The organism is Acinetobacter qingfengensis (assembly GCF_008693185.1).
Classification (GTDB): domain Bacteria; phylum Pseudomonadota; class Gammaproteobacteria; order Pseudomonadales; family Moraxellaceae; genus Acinetobacter; species Acinetobacter qingfengensis.
Genome location: NZ_VXKN01000009.1, coordinates 96,835 through 112,519, shown reverse-complemented (window position 1 = coordinate 112,519; position 15,685 = coordinate 96,835). Strand labels below are relative to the sequence as shown.

General features: G+C 38.6%; 15 protein-coding genes. 5 read left to right on the top strand and 10 right to left on the bottom strand.

What is annotated here, in order from left to right:
• Positions 1-266: 266 nt before the first annotated feature.
• Genes F4V57_RS11735 through pheS form a run of 3 tightly spaced genes read right to left on the bottom strand, consistent with a single transcriptional unit; the run spans position 267 to position 3,949 of the window.
• The gene (locus F4V57_RS11735) at positions 267-560 is read right to left on the bottom strand and encodes an integration host factor subunit alpha (protein ID WP_070068352.1); all 294 of its coding nucleotides are present in this window, start codon (positions 558-560) and stop codon (positions 267-269) included.
• Positions 557-2,935 (bottom strand): phenylalanine--tRNA ligase subunit beta, encoded by a 2,379-nt coding sequence (gene pheT / locus F4V57_RS11730; RefSeq protein WP_070068353.1) that lies wholly within the window; start codon positions 2,933-2,935, stop codon positions 557-559. The genes F4V57_RS11735 and pheT overlap by 4 nt, the downstream gene beginning before the upstream one ends.
• A gap of 33 nt (positions 2,936-2,968) precedes the next feature.
• Positions 2,969-3,949, bottom strand: coding sequence for a phenylalanine--tRNA ligase subunit alpha (pheS, locus tag F4V57_RS11725; protein ID WP_070068586.1), 981 nt, complete (start codon positions 3,947-3,949; stop codon positions 2,969-2,971).
• 340 nt (positions 3,950-4,289) lie between these two features.
• Between pheS and F4V57_RS11720 the strand changes: the two genes are divergently transcribed.
• A complete protein-coding gene (locus tag F4V57_RS11720; protein WP_070068354.1) occupies positions 4,290-4,643 on the top strand; it encodes a DMT family transporter in 354 nt (117 codons plus the stop codon).
• Positions 4,644-4,718: 75 nt separating this feature from the next.
• Here the strand turns inward: F4V57_RS11720 and F4V57_RS11715 are convergent, their stop codons facing one another.
• Positions 4,719-5,957, bottom strand: a complete 1,239-nt coding sequence (locus F4V57_RS11715; protein ID WP_070068355.1) for a class I SAM-dependent methyltransferase — start codon at positions 5,955-5,957, stop codon at positions 4,719-4,721.
• Positions 5,958-6,221: 264 nt separating this feature from the next.
• Here F4V57_RS11715 and trhA point away from each other — a divergent pair, with 264 nt between their 5' ends.
• From trhA to F4V57_RS11700, 3 genes are all read left to right on the top strand, one after another.
• Positions 6,222-6,872: a PAQR family membrane homeostasis protein TrhA gene (gene trhA, locus F4V57_RS11710; RefSeq protein WP_070068356.1), complete on the top strand. Its 651-nt coding sequence runs from the start codon at positions 6,222-6,224 to the stop codon at positions 6,870-6,872.
• 64 nt (positions 6,873-6,936) lie between these two features.
• Entirely contained in the window at positions 6,937-8,238 is a 1,302-nt protein-coding gene (locus F4V57_RS11705; protein ID WP_141729188.1) for an MFS transporter, read from the top strand.
• A 324-nt stretch (positions 8,239-8,562) separates the two neighbouring features.
• Positions 8,563-9,957: an APC family permease gene (locus F4V57_RS11700; RefSeq protein WP_070068358.1), complete on the top strand. Its 1,395-nt coding sequence runs from the start codon at positions 8,563-8,565 to the stop codon at positions 9,955-9,957.
• A 50-nt stretch (positions 9,958-10,007) separates the two neighbouring features.
• Here F4V57_RS11700 and F4V57_RS11695 read toward each other — a convergent pair whose 3' ends face one another.
• On the bottom strand, positions 10,008-10,562 hold the full coding sequence (locus tag F4V57_RS11695; RefSeq protein WP_070068359.1) for a flavodoxin family protein: 555 nt from the start codon (positions 10,560-10,562) through the stop codon (positions 10,008-10,010).
• Positions 10,563-10,703: 141 nt separating this feature from the next.
• Here F4V57_RS11695 and F4V57_RS11690 point away from each other — a divergent pair, with 141 nt between their 5' ends.
• Entirely contained in the window at positions 10,704-11,075 is a 372-nt protein-coding gene (locus F4V57_RS11690; protein ID WP_070068360.1) for a winged helix-turn-helix transcriptional regulator, read from the top strand.
• Positions 11,076-11,097: 22 nt separating this feature from the next.
• On the opposite strand, the gene F4V57_RS11685 is transcribed toward F4V57_RS11690, so the two are convergent.
• The 5 genes from F4V57_RS11685 to F4V57_RS11665 form a co-directional block, all read right to left on the bottom strand.
• On the bottom strand, positions 11,098-11,577 hold the full coding sequence (locus F4V57_RS11685; RefSeq protein ID WP_070068587.1) for a tRNA (cytidine(34)-2'-O)-methyltransferase: 480 nt from the start codon (positions 11,575-11,577) through the stop codon (positions 11,098-11,100).
• Between the two features lie 218 nt (positions 11,578-11,795).
• On the bottom strand, positions 11,796-13,169 hold the full coding sequence (gene cysG, locus F4V57_RS11680) for a siroheme synthase CysG (protein ID WP_070068361.1): 1,374 nt from the start codon (positions 13,167-13,169) through the stop codon (positions 11,796-11,798).
• A 78-nt stretch (positions 13,170-13,247) separates the two neighbouring features.
• Positions 13,248-14,519 (bottom strand): serine--tRNA ligase, encoded by a 1,272-nt coding sequence (serS, locus tag F4V57_RS11675; protein ID WP_070068362.1) that lies wholly within the window; start codon positions 14,517-14,519, stop codon positions 13,248-13,250.
• Between the two features lie 240 nt (positions 14,520-14,759).
• The gene (locus F4V57_RS11670) at positions 14,760-15,197 is read right to left on the bottom strand and encodes a YbjQ family protein (RefSeq protein WP_070068363.1); all 438 of its coding nucleotides are present in this window, start codon (positions 15,195-15,197) and stop codon (positions 14,760-14,762) included.
• A 9-nt stretch (positions 15,198-15,206) separates the two neighbouring features.
• Positions 15,207-15,557, bottom strand: coding sequence for a YbjQ family protein (locus F4V57_RS11665; protein ID WP_070068364.1), 351 nt, complete (start codon positions 15,555-15,557; stop codon positions 15,207-15,209).
• Between the last annotated feature and the right edge of the window lie 128 nt (positions 15,558-15,685).

Below are 15,685 nucleotides of genomic sequence, written 5' to 3'. Positions count from 1 at the left end.
TCTCTTTTTTTATGATAAAAATATTTTTAATACTACAATGCAGCTGATACGCCAAAATAATTATTGTTATAACTAAAATTATAGCTATGAGGCTACTTACTGATTATATCTTAGCCCAATTCTGATATTAAAATACTGTAACTTATCAATACTGCTCTAATTTAAAATATAAAAAAATATCAATATCATTAAGAACACGACAAAATAGTAATAAAAAAGGCATCGTATCCGACACCTTTTATTTATCTCTAATCTGAAATCAATCGTTAACCCTGTTCGTTTTCGACACGCTGTCTAAACTTTTGTCCCGCACGGAAAGTAACAACTCGACGCGCAGTAATAGGGATTTCTTCTCCTGTTTTTGGATTTCGACCGGGACGTTGACGCTTGTCACGCAACTCAAAATTACCAAATCCAGAAAGTTTAACCTGCTCACCAGCAATCAATGCTTCACTTAATTCATTAAAAAAAAGTTCCACAACTTGTTTTGCTTCTCTACGATTGAGATTAGTCTTTACACTGAGATGATCAGCCATCTCGGCTTTAGTTAATGCTGTCATGATGCCCTCAATTTTGCATTATACGTTGTTTCTAGGCTTTCAATCACGTTGTCCATTGCTTGTTTGATTTCAGCATCTTCCAACGTACGTGATGCATGTTGGAAATGCAAAGCAAATGCTAATGAACGGTTTCCTGTTTCTACACCTTGACCCGTGTATACATCAAACAATCTTAAAGCAGCCAAATACTCACCTGCTGCTTGTTTAATGGTTAACTCTATACGACTGAGTTCAATAGTATCATTAATTAATACAGCAATATCACGTCTAACGGAAGGAAAACGTGATATTTCTGTAAAATTATAGACATACGGCAACAAAACTTCATGTTGATCGAGTTCTGCAACCCATGTAATACCAAGATCAAGTGCTGTTTCCAAAGATGGATGCAAACGGCCGAAGTAGCCTATACTTTGACCATTAACGATAATTTCTGCAGATTGCCCTGGATGTAGCCATGCTCGATTGGATCGGGTATATTCTGGCTGAATATGTGCTGTTGCCAAAATAGATTGAAGATCACCTTTTAGATCAAAAAAGTCCATTGGCTGTGCTTTAGCATGCCAAGATTCTGGTGTTTTTGTACCAACTGCTATCATTGCAAGAGTTGGTATTTGTTTTAAATCATCAATATTTTTTGCATCATGATAATCAAAGCGCAAGCCTATTTCAAAGAACCGTACACGATCCTGTTGGCGATTCAAATTATATTGTACACATGGAATGAGACTAGACAGTAGTGTACTACGCATTACAGCCAAATCACTGGAAATTGGATTTGCCAATGCCAATGCCTGAACCTGTGGATTTAATTGTTTTTCCAGTTTTTCATCCACGAAACTAAAGCTTATGGCCTCTTGATAACCCAAAGCCACTAAAGTTTGACGTAATTGTCCAATTTCTGTTTGATCTTGATAATCTGCCAATTGAATTTCAATGGTTGGTTTGGCCGTTGGAATGTTATTGTAACCATAGATTCGTGCAATCTCTTCAACCAAATCCTGATAAATATTCAAGTCAAAACGATGTGATGGCGGTATCACCGTCCAGTTTTGTGCATCTCCTTCAACTTTACATTCCAGACGAATCAATACATCTTCAATAAATTGTGAGTCAATTTTAAATCCTAGCAATTTATCAACTTGTGCCTGTGTCAAATGAATTGCTGTACGTTTTGGTAATTGTTCAGATTGTTCCTGAATACTGATTGGACCAAACTCACCACCAGCCAATTCTTGAATCAATTGACTGGCACGCTGCATCGCAACAAGTGGTAACTCAAAATCTACACCACGTTCAAAACGTTGTGATGAATCAGTATGTAACCCAAAACGACGAGCCCGACCTGCAATCGCCAATTGCCCAAAAAAAGCACTTTCTAAAAAGATATCCTGCGTTTCATCTGTTACCGATGAAGATAATCCACCCATGATTCCTGCAATTGCCAAGGCTTGATGATCATCAGCAATCACCATGATATCTTCCTGCAATTCAACATTCTGCTCATTCAGTAAAAATAATTTTTCATTTGCATAAGCTTGGCGTACATGCAAATCACCTTGAATTTTTGCCAGATCAAAAGCATGCATTGGTTGTCCCAGTTCCATAAGAACGTAATTGGTAATATCAACCAAAATACTGTGACTTCGGATACCTGAACGTGATAATGCTTGTTGCATCCATTCAGGTGTTGCTGCCTTAGTATTCACTTTTTTAATAATACGTCCCAAATAACGTGGTACGCCTTTCGTTTCAAGATGAATATTTTTTACATCCGGAATGGTTGCTGTTACATCTTTAATATCAGGCGCCTGATAATGTATTTTATTAATGACCGCAACTTCACGTGCAATTCCCCGAATAGAGAAACAATCACCACGGTTGGGTGTAATGCTAATATCAATCACACGATCATCTAATTTCAAATAATCACGAATATTGATTCCAATGGGCGCATCTTCCGGTAATTCAAGTAAACCATCAATTTTGTCTTCCAGATCAATTTCTGATGCGCCACACAACATACCATGTGACTCAACACCACGCAGTTTACCTTTTTTAATTTTAAAGTCACCTGGTAGAACTGCACCAATGATTGCAACTGGAACCCGTAATCCTGCACGTACATTTGGCGCACCACAAACAATTTGTAAAGGCTGTCCTTCGCCAATATTCACTGTGGTCACACGCAAACGATCTGCATCTGGATGTTGTTCAACTGTTAATACTTCACCAATTACAACTCCAGTAAATGGTTTTGCTACAGGTGAACTGTCATCAATTTCCAATCCCAACATGGTCAGTTGATCTGCAAGTACATCACTATCAACACTTGGATTAACCCATGTGCGTAACCAATTTTCACTAATTTTCATGTAAGTCTTTCCTCAAACTTTTTTATCTGTGACTTAGGCAAACTGACGCAGGAAACGCACATCATTTTGATAAAACATACGCAAGTCGTTTACGCCATAACGCAACATGGCAAAACGCTCAACACCTAAGCCAAAAGCAAAGCCTGAATATTTTTCTGAATCAATACCACAATTTTTCAACACAACAGGATGTACCATGCCACAGCCCAGAACTTCTAACCATTTACCACGTTCGTCCATAATATCGACTTCGGCAGATGGTTCAGTAAATGGAAAATAAGATGGTCGGAAACGGACATTTAATTCTTTTTCAAAAAAAGCTTCCAGCAAATTAATAATGATGCCTTTAAATTCTGTAAAGTTGGTGTTTTCGGTAACATATAATCCTTCAATCTGATGAAACATTGGAGAATGCGTCTGATCCGAGTCGCAACGATAGACACGTCCCGGACAGATAATCCGAATTGGCGGTTTACTGACTTCCATCGTACGGATTTGTACACCTGAAGTATGAGTCCGTAGTAAATGCTGAACATCGAAATAAAATGTATCGTGCATCGCACGTGCTGGATGATGCCCAGGAATGTTTAGTGCCTCAAAGTTGTGATAATCATCTTCAACCTCAGGCCCTTCTGCAACCAGAAATCCTGCTTTGGTAAAGAATTGACTGATCCGCTCCCGCACTTGGGTTACTGGGTGAATACTACCTAATTGTTGTCCACGACCAGGCAAGCTAATATCAATGGTTTCACTTGCCAGTTTTGCTGCAAGTGCCTGTTGCTGTAATATGCTTTGACGTTCAGTGAGCGCCGTATTGATGGCTTCTCGCACAGCATGGATTTTTGCACCTTCTACTTTACGTGCTTCAGGATCCATTTTACCTAAGGCTTTAGATTGCTCTGCAAGCTGACTTTTTTTCCCTGTAAATTGCACACGAACTTGGTCAAGTGTTGCAAGATCATTGGCCTCTGCAATCGCAGAAAGCGCTTCATTCGTCAGGGCTTCCAGTGACATAATAAACTTCTCGTGAATGATAAATAATTTTAGAAAACGAATTATTCTAACAGTTTTTTTTGCAAGATTAAGGCTTTCTGGCATTTTAGTTCAAGGATATTGCCAATACTGCTATGAATATATGACTTGTTTAAAAAAATTCTATGTTCTTTGGATTATTGAACTGAAAAAGATAGAATAGTGGCCTTATCGTCAGTTAGTGATTAGATCTCTTGCATCAGTATTGATCGCCTCTTTTGTTTTAATGATTTGATGAATTTGATTAAGTTACCAAGAAATTCTTGGTTTTTTGTACAGAAAATATGCTGGTTTTTAGATTTTAACCAGCAAGGACATCTTCATGCTCGATTTTTCCAGCAAAATTAATCCAGGAATCATTTGGTTAATGATTGCCATCTTAACTGACGTGTTCTCAACCTTTTATTCGGCCAAGGCAAATGGTCTAGAAAATAAATATGAACAAATTTTTGCCTTATTGTTATATATCATCTCCTTCGCTTGTTGTGCAATCGCCTTGAAATATATGCAAGCTGGTATTTTATATGTTTTATGGTCTGGTATCGGTGTTATGGCAGTCGCTTTACTATCAAGAATATATTTGGGACAAATTATTGATATTGCCGGATGGATTGGCATTACACTAATTACACTGGGATTAATCGTCATTGCCAAGTATTCCAATATCAATGTTTAAGGCAATATCACATATCCTGCAATTATATGTGAGTTTCCCACGCTAATTTTCAGGTCAAGCTTTCTCAACAATAGCCTAGCATGCACAGCCCACTTTATTATCAACAGGTAAATCCTTTAATAACAATTCCAGTGTTTGATTTTCAATACCATAAAAAGTTTTTAACTGTTGCACCTGATCCAGAATATTTTGATCAACCTCTTTAAATGACTCTTGTCGGGTTGCCAGAATCATTTTATTTTTACTGGTATGCTCCAATGCAACAAACTCTAAAATTTTGGTGTCATAACCATAGGCTTGTAACAACAGGGTTCTTAAACTGTCTGTTAACATTTCCGCCTGTTGACCAGCATGAACGCCATAATGCAACATTGGTTTTAGCACTTCAGGAGATTTAAGTTGTGGTCGTAATTCCTTATGGCAGCATGGTGCACACATAATGACTTTTGCTCCCAAACGAATACCCGTATGAATAGCAAAATCCGTTGCAATATCACAAGCATGTAAGGCAATCATCACATCGATTTTACCTGTTTGAGATGATGCTTTATTTTCCGGTTGATAACTGCGTACATCTCCCTGAAAAAACTGTAAATTTTGATAACCTGACTGGCTGGCAACATTTTGGCAAAATTCGACTAATTCACGACGTAGCTCAACGCCGGTAACAACAGGCTGGGCATGATGCTGAATTAAATAATCATAAACCGCACAAGTGAGGTAACCTTTACCTGCACCAAAATCAACAACATGTAAATCTTTTTGTCCTTGTAAATGTGCCTGCTCTATGGCACCGGCAAAAATTTCTACAAATTTATTAATCTGCTTCCATTTACGCGCCATACTGGGGATCACCTGATGCTGTGCATTGGTAATACCTAGACCTTGTAGAAATGGTCGATCAATCTTAATCCAGCGTTTTTTCTCACGATCATGCAGGTTGACTTCAGTTTTAATCGGTGTTTGTTTTATTTTACTCTGTGTCAATTTCCAATCTTTTTTCTTATATTTCAATTGAATTTCCTGCGTTTGGGTCAATACGTTAAATTGTTCAAACTCCTGTAACCACTGTTGCAGCAGATTCTCAAACTCCGACCAAGTATAATTTTTGGTAATGTCTTTTGTTTGATAGCGGTAAATAACTGACAATAGTACTTGATCTTTCAAAACTATCGGACGTAGGGTTATTTTCTGTAGTTTTGGTTCATCACCATGATATTGACTAAAAATCACTCGAAGCAACTGCTGATCTTGCCAAGATTGTTTTAAATGCTGAACAAATTCAACTTTTGGCATTATCGGTTGCATGGTCATCTTCAAATCACTTATCTATTCAAATAAGTAGAGTATTTTAACCAGATTTACACAGAACTGCATCCGCTTTAGCAGAATTGGGCAGTATTGCCATATCTTTTTTCCTTATTTCATTGCTTAATTAGCATATATTAGCCTTCCATAAATGAATTGTGTTATCGGCTAAAATTTATTCAGATGAGGATAAGCCATATATTGCGCAAATCCATCAGATGAAATGCCAACAGATCTTCATCGACTTATTATGTAATTCTCCCATATTCAATGAAAAAAATTCCTTTTGTATATAGTGCTGAAGAAGAACATTTGAATGCTTTAACCCATGGCATTGCAGCAATTGTCGCTTTGATTGGTACAATCATTTTGTGCATCATGGCAGGACAAATTTCATGGCAAGCATTTATCAGTGTAACAGCCTATGGTTTAAGTCTGGTGCTACTATTTACTGCCTCTACCCTTTATCATTCTTCACATCAACCACAAAAACGCTTATGGTTCAAAAAACTAGATCATACTGCGATTTACTATTTGATTGCTGGAACTTATACACCTTTTTTGGCACTATTTATCCCCACGATGAAAGCAAAAGTGCTGTTAATAGTGTTGTGGTTAATCGCTTTGATGGGAACAGGATTTAAATTATTTTTTGTTGATCGTTTTGAAAAATTGTCTTTGGCTGCCTATATTGCTATGGGATGGTGTGCAATTTTTGTCATTCAAGATATGCGTACCTTTTTAAACCAAAGTAGTCTGTATTTATTGGTACTAGGCGGCGTATTCTACACTGTCGGTACGTTTTTTTATGCTTCACAGAAAATTAAATTTGCGCATGTTATCTGGCATATTTTTGTCAATTTAGGTGCAGCCAGCCATTTTTTTGCGGTTTGGATGATGCTCAAACAGGTTATTCGTTAATTTTTATTTCCATGATAGCGTTGATCTCGTTAAACTACTGCGATTTATTTTCAGGGAAATGGAAATGCAAGCATCAACTGCTACAGATACGCCAATAAATTCCAAAGGTCGGGTTCTGGCCGCCAGTATGGTGGGTACCACCATTGAGTTCTACGACTTTTATATTTATGCCACAGCAGCTGTGATTATTTTTCCACATCTGTTTTTTCCTGAGGGCGATGCACAAGCCAATACCTTAAAATCACTAGCAACGTTTGCGATAGCATTTATCGCCCGTCCAATTGGTTCAGCCTTATTTGGCCATTTTGGTGATCGTATTGGACGCAAGGCTACATTGGTTGCAGCATTATTAACTATGGGAATTTCGACCATTGCCATTGGTTTGCTACCAACCTATCACGACATTGGTATTACTGCTGCACTGTTACTGGCGCTTTGCCGTTTAGGACAAGGAATCGGTTTGGGTGGCGAATGGAGTGGTGCAGTATTGCTTGCAACCGAAAATGCACCGGAAGGTAAACGCGCATGGTATGGCATGTTTCCACAACTTGGGGCACCATTTGGACTGATTCTTGCCAATGGTTTTTTCTTATTGCTCGGTGCGGTTTTGAGTGAAGAACAATTTATGGCATGGGGCTGGCGCATTCCTTTTCTGGCCAGTGCTATTTTGGTGATTATGGGTTTATATATCCGTTTAAAACTACACGAAACACCAGCTTTTCAACGCGTTCTAGATAAACAAGAGAAAAAAAATGTACCTGTAGCAGAAGTATTTAAATATCACTTCCCGATGTTAATTCTGGGTACACTGGCTGCGGTGTGTACTTTTGTCGTGTTCTATCTCACCACTGTATTTTCACTGAATTGGGGCACACAACAACTGGGTTATAGTCGTGAAGAATTCCTTAAAATGGTGACTTTAGCAACCTTATCATTTGCCGTCTTTATTCCACTATCTGCAATTCTGGCAGAAAAGTTTGGTCGTCGCACTACTTCAATTGGAATCTGTATTCTTGCTGCAGTCTTTGGTTTCTTTTTTGCAGATATGCTTGCCTCAAATAATCCAACAATTGTATTCTTATTTTTATGCACAGGTCTGGCCATTATGGGACTAACTTATGGTCCAATTGGCACAGTCTTATCAGAATTATTCCCAACTTCAGTGCGCTATACTGGCTCCGCACTAACTTTTAACATTGCCGGTATTCTGGGTGCATCTTTTGCACCATTAATTGCCACTTATTTGGCAACAACTTATGGCCTACAAGCTGTGGGATATTATCTTTCTGGCGCAGCAATTTTATCCTTGATTGCTTTTTTACTGATTAAAGAAACTAAACATGTAGACGTTAACCGCCAGTTATAGATCGTTATTTATTCATTCAGGGCTTAGAATCCATGATTCCATGCCCTTTTTTAATATTATTAAAATCTAAATATCTATTTTTTAATCAATATTTCCAATCATAAATCTTTAAATCACTATAGTATTTTTTTCTAATTTTTCTATTATTTAGCAGAAATTGGCTAACTTTTTGCTATTTTTGGCTACAAAGTTACTGACAACCAGCTTAATTTAGGCTAGATTGGCACACCTTTTTTGAAAAGCACATTTGGGGAGGATCTCTAAGATAGATCCTTAAACATATCGCGATCCTTGATCATCCTTATTTCCAAGAGGATAAAGCCATTGACTACTCATACTGGGACTCAATCGGTAGCTAAACTACAGAAAACGCTGGGACTCTGGCACATCATCATTATTGGTTTAGCTTATATTCAACCCATGACTCTATTTGATACTTTCGGTTTAGTATCTGAAGAAAGTCATTTTCATGTACCTACATCTTATATTTTTGCGCTTGTTGCCATTTTGCTAACATCGATTAGTTATGGTCACATGATTAGACGCTATCCTTCATCAGGTTCAGCTTATACTTATGCACAAAAATCGATACACCCAAATGTCGGTTTTATGGTGGGCTGGTCATCATGGCTTGACTATTTATTGTCGCCAATGGTCAACATCATTCTTGCCGTAATTTATTTACAAGCATTATTTCCGGATGTAAATCACTGGATCTGGGTGGTTGTACTTACTGCATTCATGACAGGTATTAATTTACGTGGTGCCAAATTTGTCGCTAACTTTAATAGTCTGATTGTACTTATACAAATTATTGTCATCATTGTTTTTACTTATTTGGTTTATCAAAAACTGAGCATGGGAATCAATGCAGATGGTCCAATTACAGCTGATCAACGTTATCAACTCTGGAGTTTACAACCATTTTGGAATGAGTTGACATCTGTAGGAGCTTTAATTACTGGTGCAACCTTATTATGTTTCTCTTTCACAGGCTTTGATTCTTTAAGTTCATTGGCTGAGGAAACCAAAGATACTGAAAACACGCTACCAAAAGCAATGTTTTTGACTGCATTGTTTGCTGGAATTATCTTTATCATTAGCACTTACTTCATTCAGATTTATTTTCCGAATGATCCTGCAACATATTTTGAAGATATTGCAGCAACACAGCCTGACATCTTACTATTGGTAGGTGGATCATTATTTCAGTCTTATGTATTGGCATTTGCCATTGTTACGGTAATGGCTTCAGGGATTTCTGCACATGCCGGTGTTTCCCGTTTAATGTATGTGATGGGGCGTGATGGCATTATCAATAAAAAGATTTTTGGTCATATTAGCCCAAAATCTTTTACTCCGTCATATAACATTATGATCGTAGGTGCTGTTGCTTTAACTGCTGGTTTTATGGATCTTGATTTTGTCATTTCATTGATTAGTTTTGGTGCCTTGACTGCATTTAGTTTTGTCAACCTGTCTGTTATTTCGCGCTATGCATTACGTGATCGCAAAACCAAGACTTTCAAGGAAATTCTGAATTATGTCATCATTCCAATTCTTGGTTTTATTTGTATCGCTGCATTATGGATCGAAACAGATGAAACATCATTAAAAGCTGGTTTATCATGGGCTGTGATTGGTGTGTTCTATTTGGCATACAAAACAGGTGGCTTTACCCGTCCTGTTCCACAACATAATGAGTTTGATGATAAATAATCGTTAAATCAATTTCTGAAGTGAAGGGTGCGATTCGCACCCTTTATTTTTTAATCATAAAATTTTTCAGTAATATTTAATACTCGTTGAGCAAAAATTTTGGCAGTGTCTAAATCACCTGTTGGAATTTCATCGGTGCTTGCATCGGCAGGTGTTTGTATTAATAAACCGACCGAACCACCCAGATTATTAATATCATTTCGTGTTGCCTGTTTGGTATTGGCCGGCAACAACCCTAAACTCACCCAAATACCGCCATGCTGTGAAGCAAGTGTTTGCAATTGATATAAAGTCAATTGTTTATCCCCATTTAGACTGGCACTGTTGGTAAATCCTGCAAAAACTTTATCTTGCCATTCCCGTGTAACCCATAATTTTGAGGTCGCATCTGCGAACTTTTTAAATTGCCAAGGTGCAGCACCCATGTAGGTCGGAACACCAAATACAATCGCTTGTGCATCGTTGAGTGTTTGCCAATTTTCGTCAGCAATTTCGCCCTGTTGATCAACTTCAACCAATACAGCCTGGATTTCATTGGCAAATGTTTCGGCAATCACTTTGGTATGACCATAGCCTGAAAAATATACCACTGCAACTTTTGTCATATTTCACCTGTTAGAGCATTAGAATTTACTCTATAATATATTTTAGAAACTAGATGTCAATTAGTTACCAACGGGTAACTACCTGTTAAAAATTTAGTTTTTTACATAATGTTTACAAATATGAAAAGGAAGAAAATAGCAATGCAAGCTCCGTTAAAGTTTGATATTTACAAACAACATTGTCCAGGAAGATTGTTTTTTGAACGTCTTGCAGATAAATGGGTATTATTAATTTTATATGTGCTTATGCATCAGCCATTACATTTTAATTTGTTGAAAAAAAATATTGAGGGAATTTCACCTAAGGTCTTGTCACAAAAACTAAAAATGTTAGAGCGTGATGGATTTATTAGTCGCCATGTACAAGCAGGTTCACCTATACGGGTAGAGTATCAATTAACCGCTTTGGGTCGTGATGTATCACAAACTGCCTATCAGCTTAAGGATTGGTCTGAAACAAACATCAAACAGGTGTTGGCTGCACAACAGTACTATGATGCACAGCACAATTAAAATACTTTAAGCAATCAACACCTTAAGCGAGGGATTGAAACCCTTGTTGCCGCCATGCTTCATAAACAATTACAGCTGTGGCATTAGATAAATTTAAACTGCGGGAATTTTCCGCCATGGGCAGGCGAATCCAGTTTTGCTGCGGAAACATTAAACGTACCTGTTCGGGTAAACCTCGGGTTTCCGGTCCCATCAATAACACCACAGGTTGATTGAGATCAACCGTATAAGGTGCCGCAGAACCTTTGGTAGTTAAGGGAAAAACCTGTTCAGGCGTGATGCCCTGTTCCGCCAAATGAGCAAGACAAGCCTCGATATCGTCCCAGATTTGCATACGTGCCCATTCGTGATAATCCAGCCCTGCCCGTTTCAGCTTTTTGTCATCCAGTTCAAAACCTAAAGGCTTAATTAGATGCAATCTCGCACCCGTATTGGCACATAAGCGAATAATATTACCGGTATTGCTTGGAATTTCAGGTTCAAACAGGACAACATGAATCACTTGATTACTCACTTATAACAATTTCATTTGTAGCTTAACGATCATTTTGGTTCTAGAACAATGTTTTATGCATAGCTTCCGACTTGCACTTGGATAGCAATTATCAATCACTATTATGGTGCTATCGCATCTATCCTCTTTGCTCAGGCACAGCCTTCGCCTTGTGCTTGGACAGCGATTATTAATCGCTGTTACGGTGCTATCGCACCTATCCTCGCTCATCGCCATTGCAATTGTTCACGTAATTTAACCACTTCACCGATGATGGTTAGGGTCGGTGCCTGAATTTCATATTCAGCAACTTTATCTGCAATATCAGCCAGCGTACCAACCACTACTTTCTGTTCAGGGGTTGTGCCTTTGGAAATTAATGCCACTGGCATGCTTGGCCGTTGCCCATGATCAATCAGATTTTTACAGATTTTTTCCAGCCCAACCAATCCCATATACAGCACCAAGGTCTGATTTTCATAGACCAATTCATTCCAGGGCAGTTCCGGTGAACCTTCTTTTAAATGACCCGTTAAAAATCTAACACTTTGCGCATAATCACGATGCGTCAAAGGAATACCGGCATAGGCTGAACATCCCGATGCTGCGGTAATCCCCGGCACTACCTGAAAGCTCACGCCAGCATCAAATAACTGCTGAATTTCTTCCCCACCACGTCCAAAAATAAACGGATCACCACCTTTTAAACGGCATACCCTTTTTCCGGCCTGTGCATATTTCACCAGTAAAGCATTAATGCCTTCTTGTGGTACTGCATGATTGGAACGTGCTTTGCCGACATAAACTTTTTCCGCATCCCGACGGCACATCTCCAGAATTGGTTTGGATACCAAACGGTCATAGATGACGACATCAGCTTGTTGCATTAGCCGCAAGGCCTTTAAGGTTAATAACTCCGGATCACCCGGCCCAGCACCAACCAGATAGACTTCACCTTTTGGTGCTTGCCAATCATTCAGTGCATGCTGAATATAAGTATCTGCTTCGGTTAAATTGTCATGAAAAATCTGTTCTCTTAAAGGGCTCGCATATAACTCTTCCCAAAAAATCCGTCTTTCGTCGGGATTGGCGATTTTTGCTTTTACTGCGGCTCGCCATTTACCGGAAAATTCTGCCAATTTGCCCATGCCATGAGGAATGGTACTTTCTAATTGAGTACGAATCTGACGAGACAATACTGGTGATGTTCCATTACTTGCCACCGAAATGATCAAAGGTGAACGGTCAATAATCGCCGGCACCATAAAACGACAATGCGGAATATCATCAACACTATTGACCAATACATTTTGGGTTTCACAGTGCAGAAAAACCTGCTTATTCACTTCTGCCCGATTGGTTGCCGCAATGACCAGTCGATAATGGGCAATCTCAACTGTGATGGAAAATTCAATATTGCGAAACTGCCCACCAGTATCATGCAGTAAATCCAGTAATGCAGGTTCGATCTCAGGCGCAATCACATCAATGATTGCCCCTGCTTTTGCCAATAAAACTGCTTTGCGGTAAGCAATTTTGCCACCGCCTACAAGCAGACAAGGTTGATCTTTCAATTTTAGAGAAATCGGAAAAATATCCAAAGATGAACCTCTACATAAGTTTGATGGCGACGGCTAAGCAAATTTAAGCAAAAATCATGCAATGTCATTCAACAAAATTTAGTCAATATACTCTGCACCGCCCATGTACGGACGTAACGCATGTGGAATTTCAATCGAACCGTCCGCACGTTGATAATTCTCCATCACGGCCAATAAGGTACGACCAACAGCCAGACCAGAACCATTTAAGGTATGCACAAGTTCAGTTTTCTTTTGATCAACACGATAACGTGCCTTCATACGACGTGCCTGAAAATCACCCATATTTGAACAAGAGGAAATTTCGCGATAAGTATTTTGACTTGGCACCCACACTTCCAGATCATAAGTTTTAGTCGCACCAAAGCCCATATCTCCACCACACAGCACGATTTTACGGTATGGCAATTCAAGTGCCTGTAAGATACCTTCGGCATGGCTGGTTAAAGCTTCAAGTGCCTGCATAGAGGTTTCAGGTTTAACAATCTGTACCATTTCAACTTTATCAAACTGATGCTGACGAATTAAACCTCGAGTATCACGACCATAAGAACCAGCCTCGCTACGGAAACATGGTGTATGTGCTGCATATTTAAGTGGTAAACGTTCTGCATCAATGATTTCATCACGTACAAAATTGGTCACCGGCACTTCTGCAGTTGGAATCAGATAATATTCTTTTTCGCCTTGAAGTTTAAATAAATCTTCTTCAAATTTAGGCAATTGCCCTGTACCGCGCAAGGAATCAGCATTGACCAGATAAGGTACATAGGCTTCGGTATAACCATTTTTAAGCGTATGCGTATCCAGCATAAACTGAGTAATGGCTCGCTGCAAACGTGCAAGTGGCCCTTTTAACACGCTAAAACGTGAACCCGTTAATTTGGTTGCTGTTTCAAATTCCAGACCACCCATCAATTCACCCAGATCGGTATGATCCTTAATGTCAAAATCAAATTGACGTGGTGTACCCCAGCGTAAAACTTCAACATTATCACTTTCGTCTTTGCCTTCGGGCACAGATGTATCAGGCAAGTTTGGAATAGATAAGGATTTTTGCTCAAGCTCTGCCTGTAATTCTGCTAAAGCATTTTCAGCAGCTTTGATTTCATCACCAATGGCCTGCATACGTCCCATGATGTTTGAAGCATCACCGCCTTCACGCTTGATTTGTCCAACCTGTTTGGCACCAGCATTACGCTCTGCCTGTAAGGCTTCTGCTTTGGATTGAATTTCTTTGCGACGGGCTTCAAGATCGGCCCATTCTTGTACATTCAACTGAATGCCACGTTTAGCAAGTGCGGCATTAACTGCTTCAATATTATTACGTAAAAGTTTTGGATCAATCATGTCAATCAAAAATATTAAAAAGAATGCGTTATAGTGTAGCGCATCCCGAAAAAAAATACAGCGATCACTATCCAGCCTGACTATAATTCTTAGAATCTAAACTGATGTTTCAGCCACATTTTATTTTATTGATCAATGTACAAAACCTGACGTCAATATCATAAAAGACAGCGAACTTAACCACAGCATAATCACAAAATACATCCGAGCTATTGTTGATAACTCGGCTAATCAGTTCATCTACTCTTCATTAATCGCTGTGCCATAGGCAAAAACTTCAACCATGCCTCCTTGCATTCCAAGTTCTGTGGTACTTAGCCGTACACCAAGGATACAGTTTGCACCTCGCTCTCGAGCTTGTTGTTTTAAACGTACGATAGCTTCTCGTCTGGCACGTTCCAGAATACTTTCATAGCTTTGTAAATTTTTACCCAAAAGATTATGAATCACTGCCAATACGTATTTAAAATAATCTGATGAAATCACGACACTACTAGATATTAATTCTCCAGATGAGCTAACTTGTAAAAAACGCCGACTATCCATGCGTATATCTGCAAGTTGTTGTTCCTTATCATCCAACTCCCTTAAATGTCTGGCTTCAATATAACGACCAAAAAGCCAACCAATTGTAAATAAGATTAAGAAAATAATAATCTTGAAAATAAGCTCTGACATATTTTCGCCTTAATTTATAAAAGGATCAGGAAGTTTAGGATGTTCAATTTCCACAATCACTGCTGTACCATAAACGAATAATTCTGATGCGCCTTGTGCAATATTTGAAGTTGAAAACCGAATGCCAACAATCGCATTTGCTCCCATTTGTCGTGCTTTATCTATCATCCGTTGCATGGCTTCCTGTCGGGATTCTTCTAGTAATTCGGTATAGGCTTTAAGTTCACCACCAACAATATTCTTAAGACCAGCCAACAAATCACGTCCGACATGTTTACTACGAACCGTACTACCATAAACAACATCCAATTGCCGAACAATATGATGCCCCGGAACAGATTCTAAATTACTCAATAACATAATTTTTTCCTATAAATTTTAAATTCAAGTACTTGACTACTCAAGGTTTTAACAAAAATTTTGTGCTTTTTCATAATTTTTTATCATCTCATAAAATGAATTTTATATTCAAATTTTCATCAAAAAGT

Excerpts from the sequence above, each read along its gene's own strand:
- F4V57_RS11670 (WP_070068363.1), bottom strand. The coding sequence starts at position 15,197 with ATGTCAGAGCTTATTTTCAAGATTATTATTTTCTTAATCTTATTTACA.
- F4V57_RS11720 (WP_070068354.1), top strand. The coding sequence starts at position 4,290 with ATGCTCGATTTTTCCAGCAAAATTAATCCAGGAATCATTTGGTTAATG.
- F4V57_RS11705 (WP_141729188.1), top strand. The coding sequence starts at position 6,937 with ATGCAAGCATCAACTGCTACAGATACGCCAATAAATTCCAAAGGTCGG.
- F4V57_RS11695 (WP_070068359.1), bottom strand. The coding sequence starts at position 10,562 with ATGACAAAAGTTGCAGTGGTATATTTTTCAGGCTATGGTCATACCAAA.
- F4V57_RS11735 (WP_070068352.1), bottom strand. The coding sequence starts at position 560 with ATGACAGCATTAACTAAAGCCGAGATGGCTGATCATCTCAGTGTAAAG.
- F4V57_RS11665 (WP_070068364.1), bottom strand. The coding sequence starts at position 15,557 with ATGTTATTGAGTAATTTAGAATCTGTTCCGGGGCATCATATTGTTCGG.
- trhA (WP_070068356.1), top strand. The coding sequence starts at position 6,222 with ATGAAAAAAATTCCTTTTGTATATAGTGCTGAAGAAGAACATTTGAAT.
- F4V57_RS11715 (WP_070068355.1), bottom strand. The coding sequence starts at position 5,957 with ATGACCATGCAACCGATAATGCCAAAAGTTGAATTTGTTCAGCATTTA.
- pheT (WP_070068353.1), bottom strand. The coding sequence starts at position 2,935 with ATGAAAATTAGTGAAAATTGGTTACGCACATGGGTTAATCCAAGTGTT.
- pheS (WP_070068586.1), bottom strand. The coding sequence starts at position 3,949 with ATGTCACTGGAAGCCCTGACGAATGAAGCGCTTTCTGCGATTGCAGAG.
- serS (WP_070068362.1), bottom strand. The coding sequence starts at position 14,519 with ATGATTGATCCAAAACTTTTACGTAATAATATTGAAGCAGTTAATGCC.
- F4V57_RS11690 (WP_070068360.1), top strand. The coding sequence starts at position 10,704 with ATGCAAGCTCCGTTAAAGTTTGATATTTACAAACAACATTGTCCAGGA.